This window comes from Embleya sp. AB8 (assembly GCF_049739465.1).
GTDB lineage: Bacteria > Actinomycetota > Actinomycetes > Streptomycetales > Streptomycetaceae > Embleya.
Map to the genome: position 1 here is coordinate 123042 of NZ_JBMHHY010000025.1, position 16740 is coordinate 139781.

Genomic DNA, 16740 nt, shown 5'->3' on the forward strand with positions numbered 1-16740 from the left:
ACCCGGCCGGCTCGAACCGCCCGCCGCCACACGGGCGTTACCCGGGCGCAGGCCGCGATCCCAAACCCTCGTCGCACGTCCCGCGCCGGACCGCGTGCCCATGCCCTACCCGGGAACCCACGACATCGTCCCGCAACCCCACCGACCCGGCGAGTTCCCGCTCGACCCTTCACGGGTCCCCCGGCAACAGTGCTGGGACATGCTCGGACCGACCGTACGGGCCCGACTCGAGGAACGTGCCGGCTACCTCCTCGAGTGGTGGGCCTGGCTGGACCCGGACGGCCGACCCGCCGCCGTCGTCTTCGGACCACGCGGCCTGTGCCGAGCCGCCTCGGTGATCAGCAACGGCAGGCGGGTCTACCTCGTCGAACGCCTGCGCCTGGACCCCGCCACGCCGGCCCGCCGAACATTCGACCGCACCGCACCGACCGACCGGCCCCGAACCGTCGCCCGCCTCCTGCGCCGCACCCCGAGCACCGACGGCCCGACCCCGCCACCGGCCCACCCGCCGCCATTGGACCTGCACGACGAGGATCGGCGCATACTCGGGAACTTCCCCACCGACGTACGGGACTTCCTACAGCGCCCCTTCCTCCCCGACGACCGCGCGGTCACCGCCGACTGGTACCACGAGGAAACCGTCGAACTCACCCAGCGCAGGCTGATCGTGCTCTTCTGCCTGACCGCCGACCACAACGTCACGCTCGCCTCGGCCACCCGAACCGGGTCCCGAGCCCGCTCGGCCGGACACGCGAGGTGGACGATCCAGTGCTACCACGCCCGAATCCGCCGACCCCGCGCCACCCCACCCCCCGGGTAGGTGGGCCGCGACCCGGGGGGCGATCATGCCGAGATGACGAATCCATCCCCCGCGGGCTCCGCCTTCCCCACGGCGCGGCTCGCCACCTACACCAGGACCGAACAGCGCGAAATCCTGGGCGACTCCGCAGACCCCTACGGCGTCGCCGACACCGGCCTGACCTGGCTGCCCAAGAAGGAGCACTTCGGGATCCGGCACGAGGGCCGACTCGTGGCCCACACCGGCCTGTTGCGTCTGCCCATCTCGATCGGCGGCGTCGAGACGGAGGTGGTCGGCGTCGGCGGCGTGGCCGTCGCCCCCGACCTGCGCGGTCACGGCCTGGCCCGGGCGATCGTGGCCGCCGCCCTGGACCACGCCCGGACGATGGGCCCACAACACGCCATCCTCTTCTGCCGACCACCCCTCGTACCGCTCTACCGCCGACTCGGCTGGGAGCGAGTCGACCGAGACGGCGAGGTCGAGGTCGAGGTCGTGGTCGACCAGCCCGACGGCCCGGTCCCGATGCCGCTGCACACCATGTGGACGCCCCTGCGCGACGGCGCCGCATGGCCGACCGGGCCCGTCCGCCTACTCTCGCTCCCCATGTAGTGAGGTAGTGGGTAGTGAGGTAGTGGCTTGACGCTTGTCTTGACGCGTGTCGTGAGATCGTGGCTCGGCGCTGCGGTGTGTGATGACCGGTGCCGCTCAGCGAATGGCGCGGTCGATCCGCGCGGTGAGGGTGTCCCACGGACGGCAGTCGACGACGGGCAGCCCATGCCGCCGGGCCTGTGCCACCAGCCACCGCGAGTAGCGCACGCCGACCTCCGCGCGGTGCGCCTGAACCCCGCCCTCCGGCTCACGATCCGCGTAGTTCGCGGTTATCCGTACGGCATCGTCCTCGTGCAGAAACACCGCCCGCACGCTACGCCCGACCACGGCCCCCTCCCGAATCGCCCGCGCCGCGGCGGCCGGAGTGAGGTAGTCGCCCTCGACCACGGCCGGTACGTCGACCGTCAACCGATTGCGGACAACGCCGACGACAGCGGGCTCCAACGCCCGGGCGGTGGCGATCTGCAGTTCCAGAACCCGATCGACACCGAGTTCGGCGGTGTCCACGATCCCGTCGAAGAGATGCAGCCCGGGATGCCCCTCGACGCTGGTGATCTGCTGCACGGCACTCACCACGTCATCGAACTCGACCACGAACGCACCTGCCGCCAGGGCCAGTTCCCCCGCCACCCGACTCTTCCCGACCCCGGAAGCCCCACCCACCAACAACACGTCCCACGCCACCCCGGTCACCAACCGACCGTACCGCAGCCCCCACGACAACCGGCTCGCGCCTCCGACGATTTGATGGCCCGATGGAACGCATCGAGGTCGAACTGTTCACGGACGCGAGCAACGACGCCGTCCTCCGACTGCCGGGGCGTCGCCATCCCGGCGTACTCATCCAAGGTGACTCTCTGTCGATCCTCCGCGCCGAGGTCGCGAGCATCGTCGAGGCCTGCGATCAGGGCGACCCGACCGAGGCCCGGGAGACCGCCGCCCTGCTGCTCGGCGACCTCGACGAACTGCTGACGCGGTACGACACGGCGTTGGCGGCTCACGGCATCCCCCGCCCCTACTGAGCCTCCGACACCGAGTGCGAGGGGCTTGGTTGTCACGTAGCGTGTTCGATGGCGTTGCGTCTGTGATGTGGGGTGGTCCTCGCGGCACGGAGTGCGTTGCGCCATGTGGGGTTGGTTCGGCCGGTTGCCTGCGGCGATCCCGTCGCCCCATCGGTCCGGACGACCGCTGCCGATCGGCGACAGGGGATTCGAACTCGTGTTGTGCTCATCCTGCGGCGCCCGCTCGGCCCTGCCGGACCGCTGTACGAACTGCGGTGACCGGGAGTACGCCCCACCCGTCGAGGTCGTGCCGGCCTTTCGGTCGCTGCGCGGATGGGCCGCGGCGGTCCACGCTCTGCTCGGGGTCGCCGCCGTCGCGTCCCTGTACGCCGCCATCGCCTCCTTCCACCAGGCCGCCCTGATCGCCGACACGCTGCGGCACCGGCGGGCCGCTGCCGATCCCACCGCGGCGAATCACGCGATCGGGGTGTGGTGGGGGGCGACGGGCCTGACCGTGCCGGCCGTCGGCGTCGTGTTCGTGATCTGGTTCCACCGGGCCCGGCGCAACGTCGATACGTTCCCGCCATCGGTGCAACGCCTCTCCGGCGCCTGGGCGATCGGCGCCTGGTGCTGCCCCGGGCTCAACCTGTTCGTCCCGCCGCTGATCGCCCACGACATCTGGCGGGCCAGCGATCCGCGCACCGACACCCGCGGCGGACATCCCCTGGTGTGGGCCTGGTGGTGGACCTACCTGGCCGCGAATGCCATCCTCGTCCTCGCCCTGACCAGGCGCGCGACCGCCGGCGGCGACGAGTCCTACCGCGCCGCCGACACCGCCGCGGGCTGGGCCTTCCTCCTCCTGATCGCCGCCGCCGGCCTCGCCGGCACGGTCGTGGCCCGGATCACCGGACTCCAGACCGAGCGGAACCGGGCATCGTCGCTGCTCCCGAGGGCCAGGGGCCCGATGGAGTCGAAGCCGCCGGCACGGGCCGGGCGCACCATCCCCCGGCAACCGCCGCGCCGGCGCCCGCAACGCCCGCCGGCCCCCGGCTGAGCGCAGGGCCACGGAGTCGGAGCAACGGAACCCGACTCGACCACCGACTCGACCACCGACTCGACGTGCTGTCCGAGCGCCCCGTTAGTGTCGTCCTTCCGGTAATCGAACAAAGATTCGATCATCGATCAATCGGCGATCGATCGACTCTCCGCGTCGAGTTCTCGGAAAGGGCCCGCTGTGAAGGTTCGGATAGCACGAGATCGTCTCGTCGAAGGCATCACCTGGGCCGCGCGCGCACTGCCCGCACGGCCCGTGGTCCCCGCGCTGGCCGCACTCCGACTGGAGGCGGCCGGTGGGACGTTGGCGATCTCCGCGTACAACCACGAGGTATCGGCCGGCATCGAGGTCGCCGCCGCCGTCGATCGGCCCGGGGAGATCCTGGTCCCGGGTCGGTTGCTGGCCGAAATCGCCCGTTCGTTGCCCCGGGAACATTCGGTGGAACTGGTCGTCGAGCCGCATCGGGCCCGGGTGACCTGCGCCGGGTCCTACTTCACCCTGCCGCTGCCGGCCCTGGCCGACTATCCGGCCACACCGCTGTTCCCGGACCTCGCGGGCACCGTCGCCGCGTCCGTGTTCGCCGAGGGCGTCGCCCAGGTGGCGATCGCCGCCGCGCGGGACGAGACCGTACCCGTACTCACCGCGATCCGCATGGGGCTGACCCACGACGGCCTGATCCTGGCGGCCACCGATCGATATCGGCTGGCGGTACGGCGGTTGCCGTGGCGGTCGGTCACCGAGGACCCGACCCGTTCGATCCTGGCCCCGGCGCGTGTCCTGGCCGAACTGGCCAGGTACGCCGGGACCGGCGGCGGGGACCTTCGGCTCGCGCTCGGTGCCGAGGACGGCCGCCACGGCCTGCTCGGCCTGGCGGTCGATCGGCGGCAGGCGACGACCCGGCTCCTCGACTACGAGTTCCCGGGCTACGAGCGGCTGTTCGACAACGAGGTGACCGGCGTCGCGACGATCGACACGGCGGCGCTGATCGAGGCACTGCGCCGGGTGTCACCGGTGGTCACCCGCAACACCCCCGTCCGACTGTCGTTCGGGCGGGACTCGCTGCGGATCGAGGCGGGCAGCACGGACGAGGCCGAGGCGGGTGCGGCGCTGCCGGTCGAGCTGACCGGTGAGCCGACCAGGGCCGCGTTCAATCCGGCACATCTCCTGGACGGGCTGAGCGCGTTGCGGTCGCCGAGCGCGCGGATGTCGTTCGGTACGACGGGCAGGCCGACCGTGCTGACGGAGGGTTCGGATCGTGCGGATCATGCGGATCAGCCGAACGGTTCCGACACCCCCGACTATCGTTACCTGCTGATGCCGATGCGCGGCGCCTGAGCGGCGGCGCTGCCCGGCCCGGCCCGGCCCGGCCCGAGTCCCGTTACCGGGTCGGGGCCAGGAGCGCCGCCAACACCTCGTCGGTGTCGGCGAGATCGGTGAGGACGACGTCGGCCCCGGCCTCGGTCAGGGCAGCCGCGCTGGTCGTACCGGTCGCCACCGCCACACACCGGGCGCCCGCCGCACGTGCGGTGGCGACGTCGCGCAGGGTGTCGCCGACGATCACCGTGTCGGCACCGACGTGCCGCCGGCCGAGATGCTCCTCGGTACGCGCGAAGGCCCGCGCGGGCAGGTCGATCCGCTCGTACGCGTCGTCCCCGTACGCGCCGACCCGCAGGTCCACGTGCTCGGTGAGGCCGAACACGGTCAGCTTCAACTCGGCGAGCGCGTACAAATTTCCGGTCAACACCGACTGGCAGACGCCCGGTACGGCGCCGATCGCCGTCAACGCCTCCTGGGCACCTGCCAGGACCCGGCCCTCGGCGGCCAACTCGGCTTCCCGCTGTCGTAGTTCGGCCACGATCAGCTCCAGGAAGGCGTCCAGCATGCCGCCCTCCGTCGGGAGGCCGTGCGCCCGGAGCACCTCGCTCGCCGCGGCGAGTTCGGTACGCCCGTCGAACTGCCAGGGCTGGTCCAGCGAACGCCCCGAAACCTGCCGAAATGCCGCCGCGTACGCCCGCCGCGACACGGTGCCGCCGTCGATCAGGGTGTGATCGATGTCCCACAACACCAGTCGGGAGTCGGATCCAACAGTCGTCATGAACACTCCGATCATCGACAACCACCCCACGCGGCCGTTGTCCCGAGCATCGCATTCGGTCGGCGGGAGGCCGTCGACGGGGCAGTCGAAGAGGCGGCCGAAGAGGCCGTCGAAGGGCGGCGAGGGAACGCGGGACGACCGTGCGGCCCTCTTGTTTCGGATCCACATCGACTACAAAAGCCGGCTTACCTGCCCTTTAAGGTGATTTTCACTCCCGCTGCTCGGTCGATTTCCGGTCGATTTCCGGTCGATCGGAGCCTGCGGCGGGCTGCGGCGGGCCGCGGAAAGGGATTCGGGGCCGGGGCTGAGCTGGTTCAGGGTCGCATCGAAGGCGGTTCGCGGTGCTTCCCGAGTGACTCTCGCACGCCTTCCTCGGGCCACCTCAAATGGCCTTTGACCTGCAACTTGCATGGCGATCGGTAACGGGATCTGTCCGTGAGGATGTGCGGCTCTCTACAACCCAACGTGTTCGTTAGCCCGCATGGCTGTATGGGCGGGTGTGTGGGCGGGTGTACGGCGCGAACGACGGATGCCCGGAGTCGTGGGCGGTCGGAGCGATGGGCGAAACCACGGCGCGTGCGGTGGAGGCGCCGCTGGATCTCGCGGCGGCTCGCACGGTGGGTGTCGCGGCCGATGGCACGGTCGGTCGAGCGATGGGTCATGCGGTGGGTCGAGCGATGGGCCGAACGGCGGATCGCGCGCTCGATCGAGCACTGGATCTCGCAACGGAGCGCACGCTCGGCGTCTGGGTATTCATGCGTGACAGGGGATGGGCGGGCGTGTGGATCTTCCGACATGCAGATCGAACACAACGGCAATGCCTTATTTTCTGGGCTTTTGCGCCATTGTTGTGCCGGCTTCACTGCATCGAGCGACACGCCGACTCTCCTGACAGGAAGTTATTTGCCGGAGATCGCGATAGGCTTCGGTCGTTGACACGAAAGGACGGTCATGGCCACTTCCCGGGAGCGTTGGACCGTGGCGAGGCTCGCGGCCATCGCGGGTCTGCCCAGCAAGGTGGGCTACGAGGCACGGGACCGAAACGTGCTGCACCCGACGGTGCTCTCGCCCAGCGACGTCTTGCCCCTGCTCACCTTCGAGGCCCTGCGCAGGATCAGCTGGCCGGGTGAGAACTATGCGCGCAATACGCCGCAGCGCCTGCGCCTGTGGGAACACCTGGCCATCGAGCACTCACGGGTGGGCGACCTCGGCGACGTCGACCCGATGACCGGCCTCTACGTGCACCCCTCGGGTGCCGACCTGGCCGTTCGCCCCAGCGAACACGCGGCGCTCGCACTGCGGTTCGTCGAAGAGAACACGCCGTACCAGTACCTCACGCTCGGCGCGTGGGCCCAGCAGGCACTGCGGGCCCTGGCCGCCGAACAGGAGCAAGTCGGACGACGACACGGTGCGGCCTGACCGCCCCGGACGCTCGGCCGAGCAGATCCGATCAACGCACAAGTCCACACCGAAAAACGCCACAAAAGCAGAGCGAGTGGCCTAGGAGTCCAGCCCTAGTCCACTCGCTCGCAGCTCAGCGCCCCTAGGGACGCCGTCGGAGAAAGGAGGCCTGCCGGCCGCTTACACAACCGAACAGTGAGACCCAGCCGTTCCGGTACTTCCACGCGCCGAACGGTCGGGTCACCCCTACCTCTTTCTCTTCACCAGCTTCAGGAGCAGATCATACCTGCGATCCCCGAGGCAGGCCCAGTGCTGTCTTCAGCCAGGTCCTTGCCCTCTTCAAGTGTGCCCGAATCCTCTGGATTCACGATGCAGGCTCGGGTACGTGCCGCCTTGCGCGCGGCGCGAGTTCGCGTCGGCGGCGCGCGAGGCGTCGATCCGACCATGCCGGACTCGGTGCGCCGCGCCTCGGTCAAGGTCCCCCTGCGGGTGGTGACCGGCGAGGCGTACAGCGACCTGGCCTTCGTCTTCGCGGCCAAGGTCGGCCACCTGGCGGCCGGCCCGAACCAGCCCGGCTGCATCGCGGACCTGACCACCATCGCCCGCTACCTGGGCCTGACCGTGCGCTCGGTGACCCAGCCCGACGGCAAGGTCGCGCTCAAGGCCCCGTCGTCGCTGTACGCCGCGCAGAAGCAGCTCACCGCCGGCGAGGAACTCACCGTGGTCCGGCGCACCAAGCCGTCCGGGACCGGGACTTCGGCCGTTCGCCGACTGCGCACCCCGGAAAAGGGCGAGCCGTGGGTCATGGTGCCCGTCGCCCTGCTGGGCGCGGTACCACACCGGCATGCGCGGGCGTACGCGGTCATCTGCTACGCCCGGGCCCGCGGCCACCACCTGACCTACGCCGAACTCGCCGAGGTACTGCGACACCAGTCCGGCCGCCGGATCGGCGAGCCGGTGAGCGTCCGTGCCGCCCGCGGCGTGGTCTCCGACCTGGAGCGGTGGGGCTGGGTCGAGGTGGGCCGCCGCGAGGGATGGCAGGGACGCAACATGCTCGTACCACTACGGCCGTTCGAACCGGCCGGCGAAGCGGAGAGGGAGGTGGGAGAGAACTCCGAGGCGGATGGCGGGACCGGTATCGATATCGGTGCCGGTATCGGTTCCGGTGTCGGTTCCACAGATGTCGCTGCTGTTGCGGGTGTTGCGACCGAGGTCGTCGAGACGGTGGATCTTTTCGCGGCGGACATTCCCGAGGAGGCAGCGGAGGAGGTTGTCCGGGAGGTCGCTCGGGACGTCGCTCCGGAGACTGATCAGGAGACTCCTCGGGAGCCGGTCGGCGAGGTCGTCGAGACGGTTGGCGCGGTGACCTCGGAGGGCATCGTCGACAACCCGTCCGAGCCTGCGGAGAACGGCATTTCGGCAGGTGGGAGCCTATGTGCGGAGGGTCAATGGACGTCGGGTGCGCAGGGGGTTGGGACCTCCGTCACGTATAAGGAAGACACTCCGATTGACCTACAGGTGAACGCGTGCTTCCCGGGGGGTTCCGCCCGCAGGGCGCCTTCGGTGGTAGACGCGCGTGAGCCCGCGACGAACCCACGATCGGCCGGCTCGACGACCCCTGCGCACCAGGCGCCTGCGGCGGAACCCCGACGATCGCGACAGGTGACGGTTTCGAACCACCGGACCACCATCTCCGCGACGGCGGCGCGGGCATTCGCCGGAATCGGGCCGCTGGTGGCCAGGATGAGCACCGGCCAGCGGGTGCTCGCGGCCGGGCTGGTGGATCGGGCCGTGGCCGAAGTGGGCGACGCGGACCGGGTCTTCGCCCGGTTGGCGGACCGTTGGCGGACCCAGGAAGGGGCTGTACGGAGCCCGGTGGGCTGGCTGGGACGCCGTGGGCTGCCCCGACGGGGATGCGAGGACCCGAACTGCGAGGACGGCCGCCTGTGGTTGCCCACGGCCGGTCCGGGCGTGGGGGTGGCCGGTGACCCGTACGCGTGCCGCAACTGCGCCCGGCGGGACCAGGATCGGCGCGTGGCGGCGGACGGTCGTTTCGGGGCGGAGCGGCGGGCGGCGAACCGGGTTCGGCCGGTGGACGTGCCGGCGGCGCCGGTGTTCCCGGCGGCCGGCCCGGCGCCGATCGGTACCTGCGAGGACTGCGACCGGGCGGTGCGCGGGCTGCGGGCCGACGGGGTGTGCGCGGACTGCCGGGAGGATCGGGAGCTGGCTGCGGAGGCCGCCGGGGCTGCCGGTGCCGGAGCGACGCCTGGGACGCTTCAGGAGGCGTTCTGAGCGCCTGGGAGGGGCTGCGGCTCCGGTGGCGCGGCTCGTCGGACGTAATGCCGCCAGCGGGGCGCTCAGGGACTCGGAGATGGTGTGCCGATGGAATGTCGAAGCGGGCGAACTGGACTATTCGGCCGGGTGCTTCGGGTTCGCGGCAGGTCGGGTCGACGTGCCCGCACGCGGTGTCGTGCGGCGTACGCGGCCGGGGCCGCGGGGCCGGATCGTGCGGACGGGGCGGGTCGTGGCCGGGGATCGTGCCAGGGCACGGGGCTGCCGCGCGGTCCGCTTCGGGGCCGGGTTCGTGCCGTTCGGGGCCGGCTCGAAGGTGTGCCGTCGGCGGGCGCGGGGGACTGGATGGCCTCCGCGCCCGCCGACGGCGGGTTACTGCTGGGGCGAGAAGATCTCGGGGCGGCCGAGGGCACCCTCGGCGTCGAGGCGTTCGAGGAACAGTTCGACGGCCGCCGAGAACAGGTACACGACCAGACCGCGCTTCTCGGTCGCGGTGAGCTCGGTGTCCAGGTCGCGCGCGAGTTCGTACACGGCCGGGCTGACCCGATAGCTGGACGACTGGCTGGGGTCGGTGATGCCACCCCTGGCCCGCAGGAACGAGCGGATCATCTCGATCTGCTCGTCGTTGTCGTCGGGGAGTTCGAGCAACGCGGCGTTGAGGTAATGCCCCAGCGCCAAGCGCCGGTTCTGCGACGAGCGCTTGTCGGCGGTGAGCCGCTTGCCGAGGCGCGCCTTGACGTCGGGCAGGAGCCGGAACCCCCAGGTCTCCCAGCCCTTGGAGTTTATCCGGGCGTCTAGAAAGCTATCCAGCAACGACGCGTGCGCCGACCGCTCTTCGGCGGGGGCCGAGGCGGGAGTGTTGCGCCTGGACGTACGGGCCGCCGGGGCGGCCTTCGCGGGGGCGGCTGCCTTCGCGGGCTGGGCCCGGGTGGGCTCGGCGGCGCGGGGGGCGGGCTGGATGGCCGAGGGGAGGGTCTGCACCTCGATCGGGGCCGGTGTGGTCGGCTCCGGGGCGTGCACGGGCTCCGGAGCCGGCTCGGGTCGGCTCGGCTCGAGGTGGGGTTCCGGGGTGGGTTTGGGCTCCACGGGAGGCTGAACTTCCGCCTCGGGGCGGGGAGTCGGCGCCGCGGCCGGCGCCGGGATGGCGACCGGCTGCGGCGCCGGAGTGGGTTCGGACTCGACCACCGCTGCCGGAGCCGGTTCGGGGGTCGCCTCGGGGACCGACGGTGCCTCGACGCGCGGGGCCGCCGGGGCGGGGGTCTCCTCGACCGCGGGTGCGGCGGCGGCATGGACCGGCTCGGGCTCTGGGGTCGGGGCCGGTGTCGGCGCCGAAGTCGGAGCCGGAGCCGGTTCGGGCGCCGCGGCCGGGGCCGGTACGGCGGGCTGGGCGGCCTTGAACGGCGGCCCGGAGACCAGGCTCCCGGACCCGCCGCCGCCTCCGCCCATCTGTGCGAGCAACGCCGCCGTCGAGTCGGTGCCCGAATTGAGGAAGCTGCCGTTCATCGCGTCCTGGAGCGCCGCGGCCAGGACGGACGACTGGACGGCGGGTGCCTTTCGGGCTTTCGCCTTGGACTTGGGCGCGGGCTTCTCGTCGGTCATCAGGCTGCCTGCTTCACACGGTCGAACAGTTCGATGGCCAGCTCGGTGTAGGCAACGCTCGCGGCGATGTTCGGTTGCTCTATGCAGACGGGGCGCCCGATCTCGTACGCCTGCGAGATCCGGCTGTCCCGGCGGATCTGCGTCTGGAAGGGATCGAGCCCGTAGTCGGCCAACCGCTGCTCGACCTGGTCGTCCTCGCTGGTACGTCGGGACGGCGCGTTGGCCTTGTTGATCACGGTGCCGAGGAAGCGCGGCTCGCACTCGCCGAGGGTGCGCTCGGAGGTGGCGGCGGTCAGGCCCTTGATCACCGCGGCGCCCTGGACGGTCGCGTACAGCGGTTCGCAGACCGCGACAACGAAGTCCGCGGCGGCGAGTGCGACCGCGGACAGGGCGCTCACGCTGGGCGGCGTGTCGATCAGGATGATCGTCGGCGTCCGGCGGATCGGCTCGAGGATGCGCCGCAGGATTCCGGTGGTGGAGAAGTCCATCCCGGCGATCTTGCGCTCGGCGTCGACCATCGTGCTCTGTACCGAGCCGAACAGGCTGAGGCTGCCGGTGGTTTCGAACGACTTGAGCAGCTCGCTGCGGTCGAAGATCATCTCCGGCACGTCCGGCGTCATGCCGTTGAGCTGGGCGTAGAGCGCGAAGCCGACCGAACGCTGCGGCTGCGGCACCACACCGAGGGCGACACCGGCCTGGGCCTGCGGCTCGAGGTCGACCACGAGGGCGTGAAAGCCGTTGATCGCCAGCGCGCTGGCGAGGTTCACCGTCGTCGTCGTCTTCCCGGGACCCCCCTTCTGGCTGGCCACCGCCACAACTGCACCCATCGTGCGTCCTCTCGAAGTAGAGCAGCCGAACGCCTGCGGGAGCCGGGTCTCTGTCCGGTGGCCTGTCAGAGCCTGTCCACTGCACCTGACAGGGAAGACGACGTACCTCCGGGGTAGCTGCTCGATACTTCCGTCGGAAGCCCGAAAGCGCAACGAACCAGGATCTAGCGGGCAGAACCTTCAAGACGTCCTTGAGGGGTTCGACCTAAGTTTTGTCTGTCAGGTTAGCAGCGGAATCCCAAAATTCACTGTGACACTCGGAAAACCCGCCTCTATGTCCTGGTTAACCCGTTTGGTCGGGCGAATCAGCGCCCCCAACAGACTCTTTTGGCGCATGAATTGCATGTGCAACTCTCGTTTTATGAGGCACCTGTTCGACATGTCGAGACACCACTCGACCCGTGAACCGCATGGATCCTTGCCTCTGCCCCGGACGGGCCGGCGGGGGAGCACGTTCGGCGGCATCGGGTGGGCGGGGTGGGTGGTCCGGCGTGTCGGCGCGTCGGTGGGGCCCGGGTGGGTGCGGGCGAAGGCGGCCCGGGGGTACGGGGGTTGGGTGGGGTGATGGCGGGTTGGCGCGGTGGCTCGTGGGCGGGTTCGCTGTGCGCTGGGTGGCCGGGCGGGATGTCGGGGGTTCGGGCAGGTGGCGGGGCGGCCCGGCGAGAGGGCTGCCGATGGGGCGGATGCTGCCGTGGTTCGGGTAGTCGGAGTCGGAGTCGGAGTCGGGGCGACTCGGGTTTCGGTGGACCGGGGGCCGGTTGCTTTCGCGGTTCGCCGTTCGCCCCTCGCCGTTTGCCCTTCGTTGTTCGCCGTTCGGCGGCCATGGCGACGTGCGGGTGTGCCGACCTCGTGACCGACTTGCGGACGGGGGCGTGCGTGTGGTGCGTGGATGCCGGCTTGGGCCGATTCGTCCCGCTTCGCTTCGCCCGCGCTCCTCCCGCCTCGTCCGAGCCCACATCGAGCGAGCCCACATCGAGCGATTGGACGTTCGTCCGTGCGGACATGGGTTGTTTCCGCCGTTGGGCGCTCTTCGCGCGGCGATCGGCAAACGACCCGGGGCGCGACCGCTCCCTCGAGCGTGCCGCCCGGCCGGTTACCGGCGGACCGGACCGGGCGCCCGTCGTGTGGTTGTCCGGCGGAGCGCTCTGTCGGGCGTGAGAGCGCCGGAACCGTCGTTCGTTGCCTCGAGTGTGGGTTCCGACCGTTCAGGCCGCCAGAGAGCCACTGAGAGGCCGTTCCGACCGACGTTCCGTACGTCGCGGGATCCGAAGTGTCGACCGCACATCGCGCCGAAGACCGATCCGGCCGCGTGTACTTCCGCCCGGAGAGCGTCCGTCCGTATGCCCCGTAGCTCGTGTGTTTCGTCGTGCCGCCCGGCCGCAGCGCGGACCGCCCGCCGTGTCCACCGTCGGGCGCGCTGTAGCTTGATCGCTCGACCGATCGTCGGATCGCTCCACTGGCAGACCCGTCCGTAGCTGCGCCCACCGACCGCGCGCGGCACAGACCGACCGAGCGACCGACCCATCGAGCGAGCCGAAGACCCGGCCAGGCGGCCACCCACCCATCGAGGGTGCTGAACGCCCGCCCCTCCGGCCACACACCCGCCGCTGCGAACGCCCGCCGTTCCGCCCGGCCGCCTCTCCAGCGCGCTGCCCGGCCGAACGCCTGCCCATCGTTCCGCGCGCACGAACGCACAGTGTTCCGCCCGCCGTTCGACCCGCCCGCCGTTCGACCCGCCCACCGCTCGATCCACCCGCAGGCCCAGCCACCCCAACGCCCGACCGAACGCCCAGCCACCAACCCACCCGAAGACCCGCCCGTGCATCGTTTCGACCGTCTACCGACCCATCGATCCACCGGCCCACCCAGAGCAACACCCGTACGTCCAGCCGCCCAGCGCAAGACCCATCGGCCCACCCGCCGTTCCGACCGCCCGTCCGCACATCCATGTGCCCATCGTTCCATCCACCCGAACATCCGTCGTTCGAGCTACACACTCATCGTTTCGACCGCCCGCCCATCCGTAGGCACGCCCGTCCCAAGACCCACCCACCGTTCCGCATACAGACACACCCGAACCAACACCCGAACCAACACCCGAACCAACGGCCGCCCATCCACCGCTACGCCCGGCCGCACGCCCATAAATCCACCCGCACATCCAGCGGACCACCCGGCCGCACGCAGATCCATCGATCCGACTGCACACACCAACACCCATCCCCACATCCATCCGTAGATCTGCCCATCCAGCGAGCTACCCGTCCACCCACCCGAACACCCGCCGCAACATCCACCCGCACACCCGCCCGCACAGACGCCGTTTTAGTGTTGCAACTTGCCGAACTCTCTCCGTTCTATCTCAACGCACATGTTGAGTTGTAGAAGACAGAACATCTGCCGATGCAGTTCAGCGGACATAAGGTGATGCAGATGCTCGAACATTTCAACGGACATGTTGCTACACATACTCCGCTTCATATTACGCAACATCTCGCGTTGCATGAGTTGTGAACTTGTGAAACATGCAGGTCAGAAAGCCGAACCTAGCTAGAGTGGAGGGGTCGGTGTGCGTCTGGTCAGCCTCCTCAGTGAGCCACATTGCCGCCGGGTCACCTCCCCCATCCCATGCCGATTGACAGCGCATCCACCCGGCAGTAGCTGGAACCACGGTGCCGCCGCCACATCGACCACGATCCCACAGCAGTGCCTCGAGGTCCTCCGCCTGCCGGATTCGGCGATGAGCATCGGGATGTGGAATCTCCCCCAAGAGGAGGATCTACGTTTCGGACCGGCGCTACGGCCGAGCTTTCGAAAGGGTCGATCATGACGACGTTTGTACTGGTTCCCGGTCTCTATTTGGGTGGTTGGGCGTGGGATGTTGTGGCCGCCGAGCTGACCGGGCGGGGGCATCGGGCGGTTCCGGTGACGCTCCCGGGTCTCGGCGAGCGGGCCGACGAGGACGTTGCAGCCATCGGTCTTGCCGCGCACACGGATACGTTGACCAAGCTCCTCGACGCACAGGGGCCGGGAGTGATCTTGGTGGCGCACAGCTATGGCATCTTCCCCGCACTCGCGGCGGTCGACCGCCGGCCCGGGATGGTCGAGCGGGTGGTGTGTGTGGACACCGGCTTGCCCGAGTCCGGTGAGACGGTGGTTGACCAGATGCCGCACCTCCTGGAGGCCGTCGACAGTCACGTACTTGCCATCCCGGGCGAAATCGACGGGCGCCACGGCGTTCCGGAGGTGGAGTTGGCGCGCTATCGACGGCTGGCCACGCCGCATCCCGCGCGGACGGTTACCGAGCCCATCGCGCTGACCGGCGCGTGGCGCGACGTCCCCACCACCGGGATTCTCTGCCTCGCCAACGGCCTGAGTCTGGAGGTGGTCCGGGCCCTGTACGCCACCGGCGCCCCCAGGTTCGCCAAGCTCGCCGAGCCCGGCGTCACCTTCTTCGAACTGGCCACCGGCCACTACCCGATGCTCTCCGCGCCGACGGAGCTGGCCGACACGTTGATCCGCGCCGCAGCGGGCGAGGGTCGGGGCCTCCAGGATGACGACCAGCCGGCTGCTCGTTCCGACGTCGGCGGTCCTGTGCCGGGCGAGTGAGCGCAGGACTGTCCGAGCCGCCCGGTCGCCGCCCACTGCCGGAGCTGCCCGAGGAGTCATGCTGCGGCCCGCAGGGATTGCACCGTCTCTGCGGGCCGGGCCGGGCCGGGCTGGCCGGCTGCTGGAGCCGGACCCCGACGACCGAATCACCCCTGAAATCGAAGGCGAGGCCGCGATGTTTCAAGCCAACTGGTTAGTTCGCTTGGTAGCGAGAGAGGCTCTGTGGAAGGGCTGAATCCCGTGGGACCAATTCAGCCAGCAGACCCCACCTGACCTGCGCATTTACGAGAATTCGCGGGTAATACGCAATAAAGCACTACTTGGTGTGATTCCATGCGATCGTAGGCGTACGCCCCTTAGATCGCCGTCTGTGGCATCGTCGCAGGTCAGAGCCCTGGCTGCGGCTGGGTAGAAGCGTAGACCGAACTCGTTGTGGCTGAGCGTTTCAGTTGGCCCCTGAGCGTTGTACTTGGCCCGGCTGAGCGTGATGGTTGGCAGGCCGTTTCCTCGTTACTCCACGGCGCGGCCGATGAGTTTGTTGCTCCCGGTCGGTCCAAGCTCGAGACACTCCAGGAAAGGACACCGCCATGTCGGAGCTTCTTGTCGATTTCATCACCTCCCTCGACGGCCATGCATCGGGAGAGGGATGGCCCGGGTTCTGGGGCCTCGAGGGTCCGGAGTACCTCGCATGGCTCGGCGAGCAGCCCGAGGCCACCTATCTGATGGGAGCGAACACCTACCGCCTGATGTCGGGCTTCGCCGCAGGCGAGGTCCCGAATGGCCAGAGCGAGTTCAGGCCCGAGGAAGAGGCGTCCGTCGACGAGCTCACGCAGGCGTCCAAGGTGGTGTTCTCCTCCTCGCTCGAGGAGCCGCTGACGTGGGCCAACTCCACGCTCGTCCGCGAGGACGCCGTCGAGGCGGTCCGCGCCATGAAGTCGAGTGGCTCGGGGCTCCTCAGCACGATCGGCAGCCTCAGTCTGTGCCGGTCCCTGGTACGAGCCGGACTCGTCGACCGCTTCCGGGTCGTGATGTTCCCGGTGATCACCGGGGCCACGGGCGAAGAACGCATCTACGACGGCTATCCGGACGTCGCCCTCGAGATGATCGAGCACCGCACCTTCGACGGCCGCATCCAGTTGGTCGAGTACAAGCCCCGCGTGCTCGAGCACCCGCCGCTCGGCGTCCCTGCGTGACGTCGCCCCTCGGCGCCGGTCTGGACGGCTGCCAGGCCGGCGCCGACTGGCGCGGAGCAAGACCTTGGTAGGGGCGAACGGCCAACGTCAGGACGCCCGGCCCACCTGGCTCCGAACCGTCGCAGGTCAGCCCACGTACGCCCGCCCAGGCCGCAGTCTCCGCAAAGATCCACCTTCCGGATGTGGATGCGCCGCTGGACGCTTCCTTGGGCAGAGCCTCGCAAACTGAGCGCTCTACATGGCCAGTTGAGAAAGGTGGCG

The 16740-nt window shown here is 69.8% G+C and carries 14 protein-coding genes; 10 read left to right on the top strand and 4 right to left on the bottom strand.

Annotated elements, in window-relative coordinates:
* Nucleotides 1–199 precede the first annotated feature (199 nt).
* Both ABIA38_RS32975 and ABIA38_RS32980 read left to right on the top strand, forming a co-directional pair.
* Nucleotides 200–820 carry a hypothetical protein gene (locus ABIA38_RS32975; RefSeq protein ID WP_424642571.1) on the top strand — a complete coding sequence of 207 codons (621 nt, stop codon included), beginning with the start codon at nt 200–202 and terminating at the stop codon, nt 818–820.
* Between the two features lie 33 nt (nt 821–853).
* Nucleotides 854–1408 carry a GNAT family N-acetyltransferase gene (locus tag ABIA38_RS32980; RefSeq protein ID WP_424642572.1) on the top strand — a complete coding sequence of 185 codons (555 nt, stop codon included), beginning with the start codon at nt 854–856 and terminating at the stop codon, nt 1406–1408.
* A 96-nt stretch (nt 1409–1504) separates the two neighbouring features.
* On the opposite strand, the gene ABIA38_RS32985 is transcribed toward ABIA38_RS32980, so the two are convergent.
* Nucleotides 1505–2101: a hypothetical protein gene (locus ABIA38_RS32985; protein ID WP_424642573.1), complete on the bottom strand. Its 597-nt coding sequence runs from the start codon at nt 2099–2101 to the stop codon at nt 1505–1507.
* 62 nt (nt 2102–2163) lie between these two features.
* Here ABIA38_RS32985 and ABIA38_RS32990 point away from each other — a divergent pair, with 62 nt between their 5' ends.
* The 3 genes from ABIA38_RS32990 (at nt 2164) to dnaN (ending at nt 4798) form a co-directional block, all read left to right on the top strand.
* Entirely contained in the window at nt 2164–2430 is a 267-nt protein-coding gene (locus ABIA38_RS32990) for a DUF6959 family protein (RefSeq protein ID WP_424642574.1), read from the top strand.
* A gap of 196 nt (nt 2431–2626) precedes the next feature.
* Complete coding sequence (locus tag ABIA38_RS32995; protein ID WP_424642575.1) at nt 2627–3463, top strand: DUF4328 domain-containing protein; 837 nt, start codon at nt 2627–2629, stop codon at nt 3461–3463.
* A gap of 180 nt (nt 3464–3643) precedes the next feature.
* Nucleotides 3644–4798, top strand: a complete 1155-nt coding sequence (gene dnaN, locus ABIA38_RS33000) for a DNA polymerase III subunit beta (protein WP_424642576.1) — start codon at nt 3644–3646, stop codon at nt 4796–4798.
* 43 nt (nt 4799–4841) lie between these two features.
* Here the strand turns inward: dnaN and ABIA38_RS33005 are convergent, their stop codons facing one another.
* Nucleotides 4842–5558, bottom strand: a complete 717-nt coding sequence (locus ABIA38_RS33005) for an HAD family hydrolase (RefSeq protein ID WP_424642577.1) — start codon at nt 5556–5558, stop codon at nt 4842–4844.
* Between the two features lie 795 nt (nt 5559–6353).
* Here ABIA38_RS33005 and ABIA38_RS33010 point away from each other — a divergent pair.
* The 3 genes from ABIA38_RS33010 to ABIA38_RS33020 all read left to right on the top strand — a co-directional run bounded on the left by ABIA38_RS33010 (nt 6354) and on the right by ABIA38_RS33020 (nt 9251).
* Nucleotides 6354–6494: a hypothetical protein gene (locus tag ABIA38_RS33010; RefSeq protein WP_424642578.1), complete on the top strand. Its 141-nt coding sequence runs from the start codon at nt 6354–6356 to the stop codon at nt 6492–6494.
* A gap of 15 nt (nt 6495–6509) precedes the next feature.
* Complete coding sequence (locus ABIA38_RS33015) at nt 6510–6977, top strand: hypothetical protein (protein WP_424642579.1); 468 nt, start codon at nt 6510–6512, stop codon at nt 6975–6977.
* 426 nt (nt 6978–7403) lie between these two features.
* Nucleotides 7404–9251, top strand: coding sequence for a hypothetical protein (locus ABIA38_RS33020; RefSeq protein WP_424642580.1), 1848 nt, complete (start codon nt 7404–7406; stop codon nt 9249–9251).
* A gap of 372 nt (nt 9252–9623) precedes the next feature.
* On the opposite strand, the gene ABIA38_RS33025 is transcribed toward ABIA38_RS33020, so the two are convergent.
* Both ABIA38_RS33025 and ABIA38_RS33030 read right to left on the bottom strand, forming a co-directional pair.
* Nucleotides 9624–10850, bottom strand: coding sequence for a hypothetical protein (locus ABIA38_RS33025; RefSeq protein WP_424642581.1), 1227 nt, complete (start codon nt 10848–10850; stop codon nt 9624–9626).
* Nucleotides 10850–11677: a ParA family protein gene (locus tag ABIA38_RS33030; protein WP_078980120.1), complete on the bottom strand. Its 828-nt coding sequence runs from the start codon at nt 11675–11677 to the stop codon at nt 10850–10852. Before ABIA38_RS33030 ends, ABIA38_RS33025 begins: the two co-directional genes overlap by 1 nt.
* A gap of 2826 nt (nt 11678–14503) precedes the next feature.
* Between ABIA38_RS33030 and ABIA38_RS33035 the strand changes: the two genes are divergently transcribed.
* Both ABIA38_RS33035 and ABIA38_RS33040 read left to right on the top strand, forming a co-directional pair.
* Nucleotides 14504–15286 carry an alpha/beta fold hydrolase gene (locus ABIA38_RS33035; protein WP_424642582.1) on the top strand — a complete coding sequence of 261 codons (783 nt, stop codon included), beginning with the start codon at nt 14504–14506 and terminating at the stop codon, nt 15284–15286.
* Between the two features lie 587 nt (nt 15287–15873).
* Entirely contained in the window at nt 15874–16479 is a 606-nt protein-coding gene (locus ABIA38_RS33040) for a dihydrofolate reductase family protein (RefSeq protein WP_424642583.1), read from the top strand.
* Nucleotides 16480–16740: the final 261 nt, after the last annotated feature.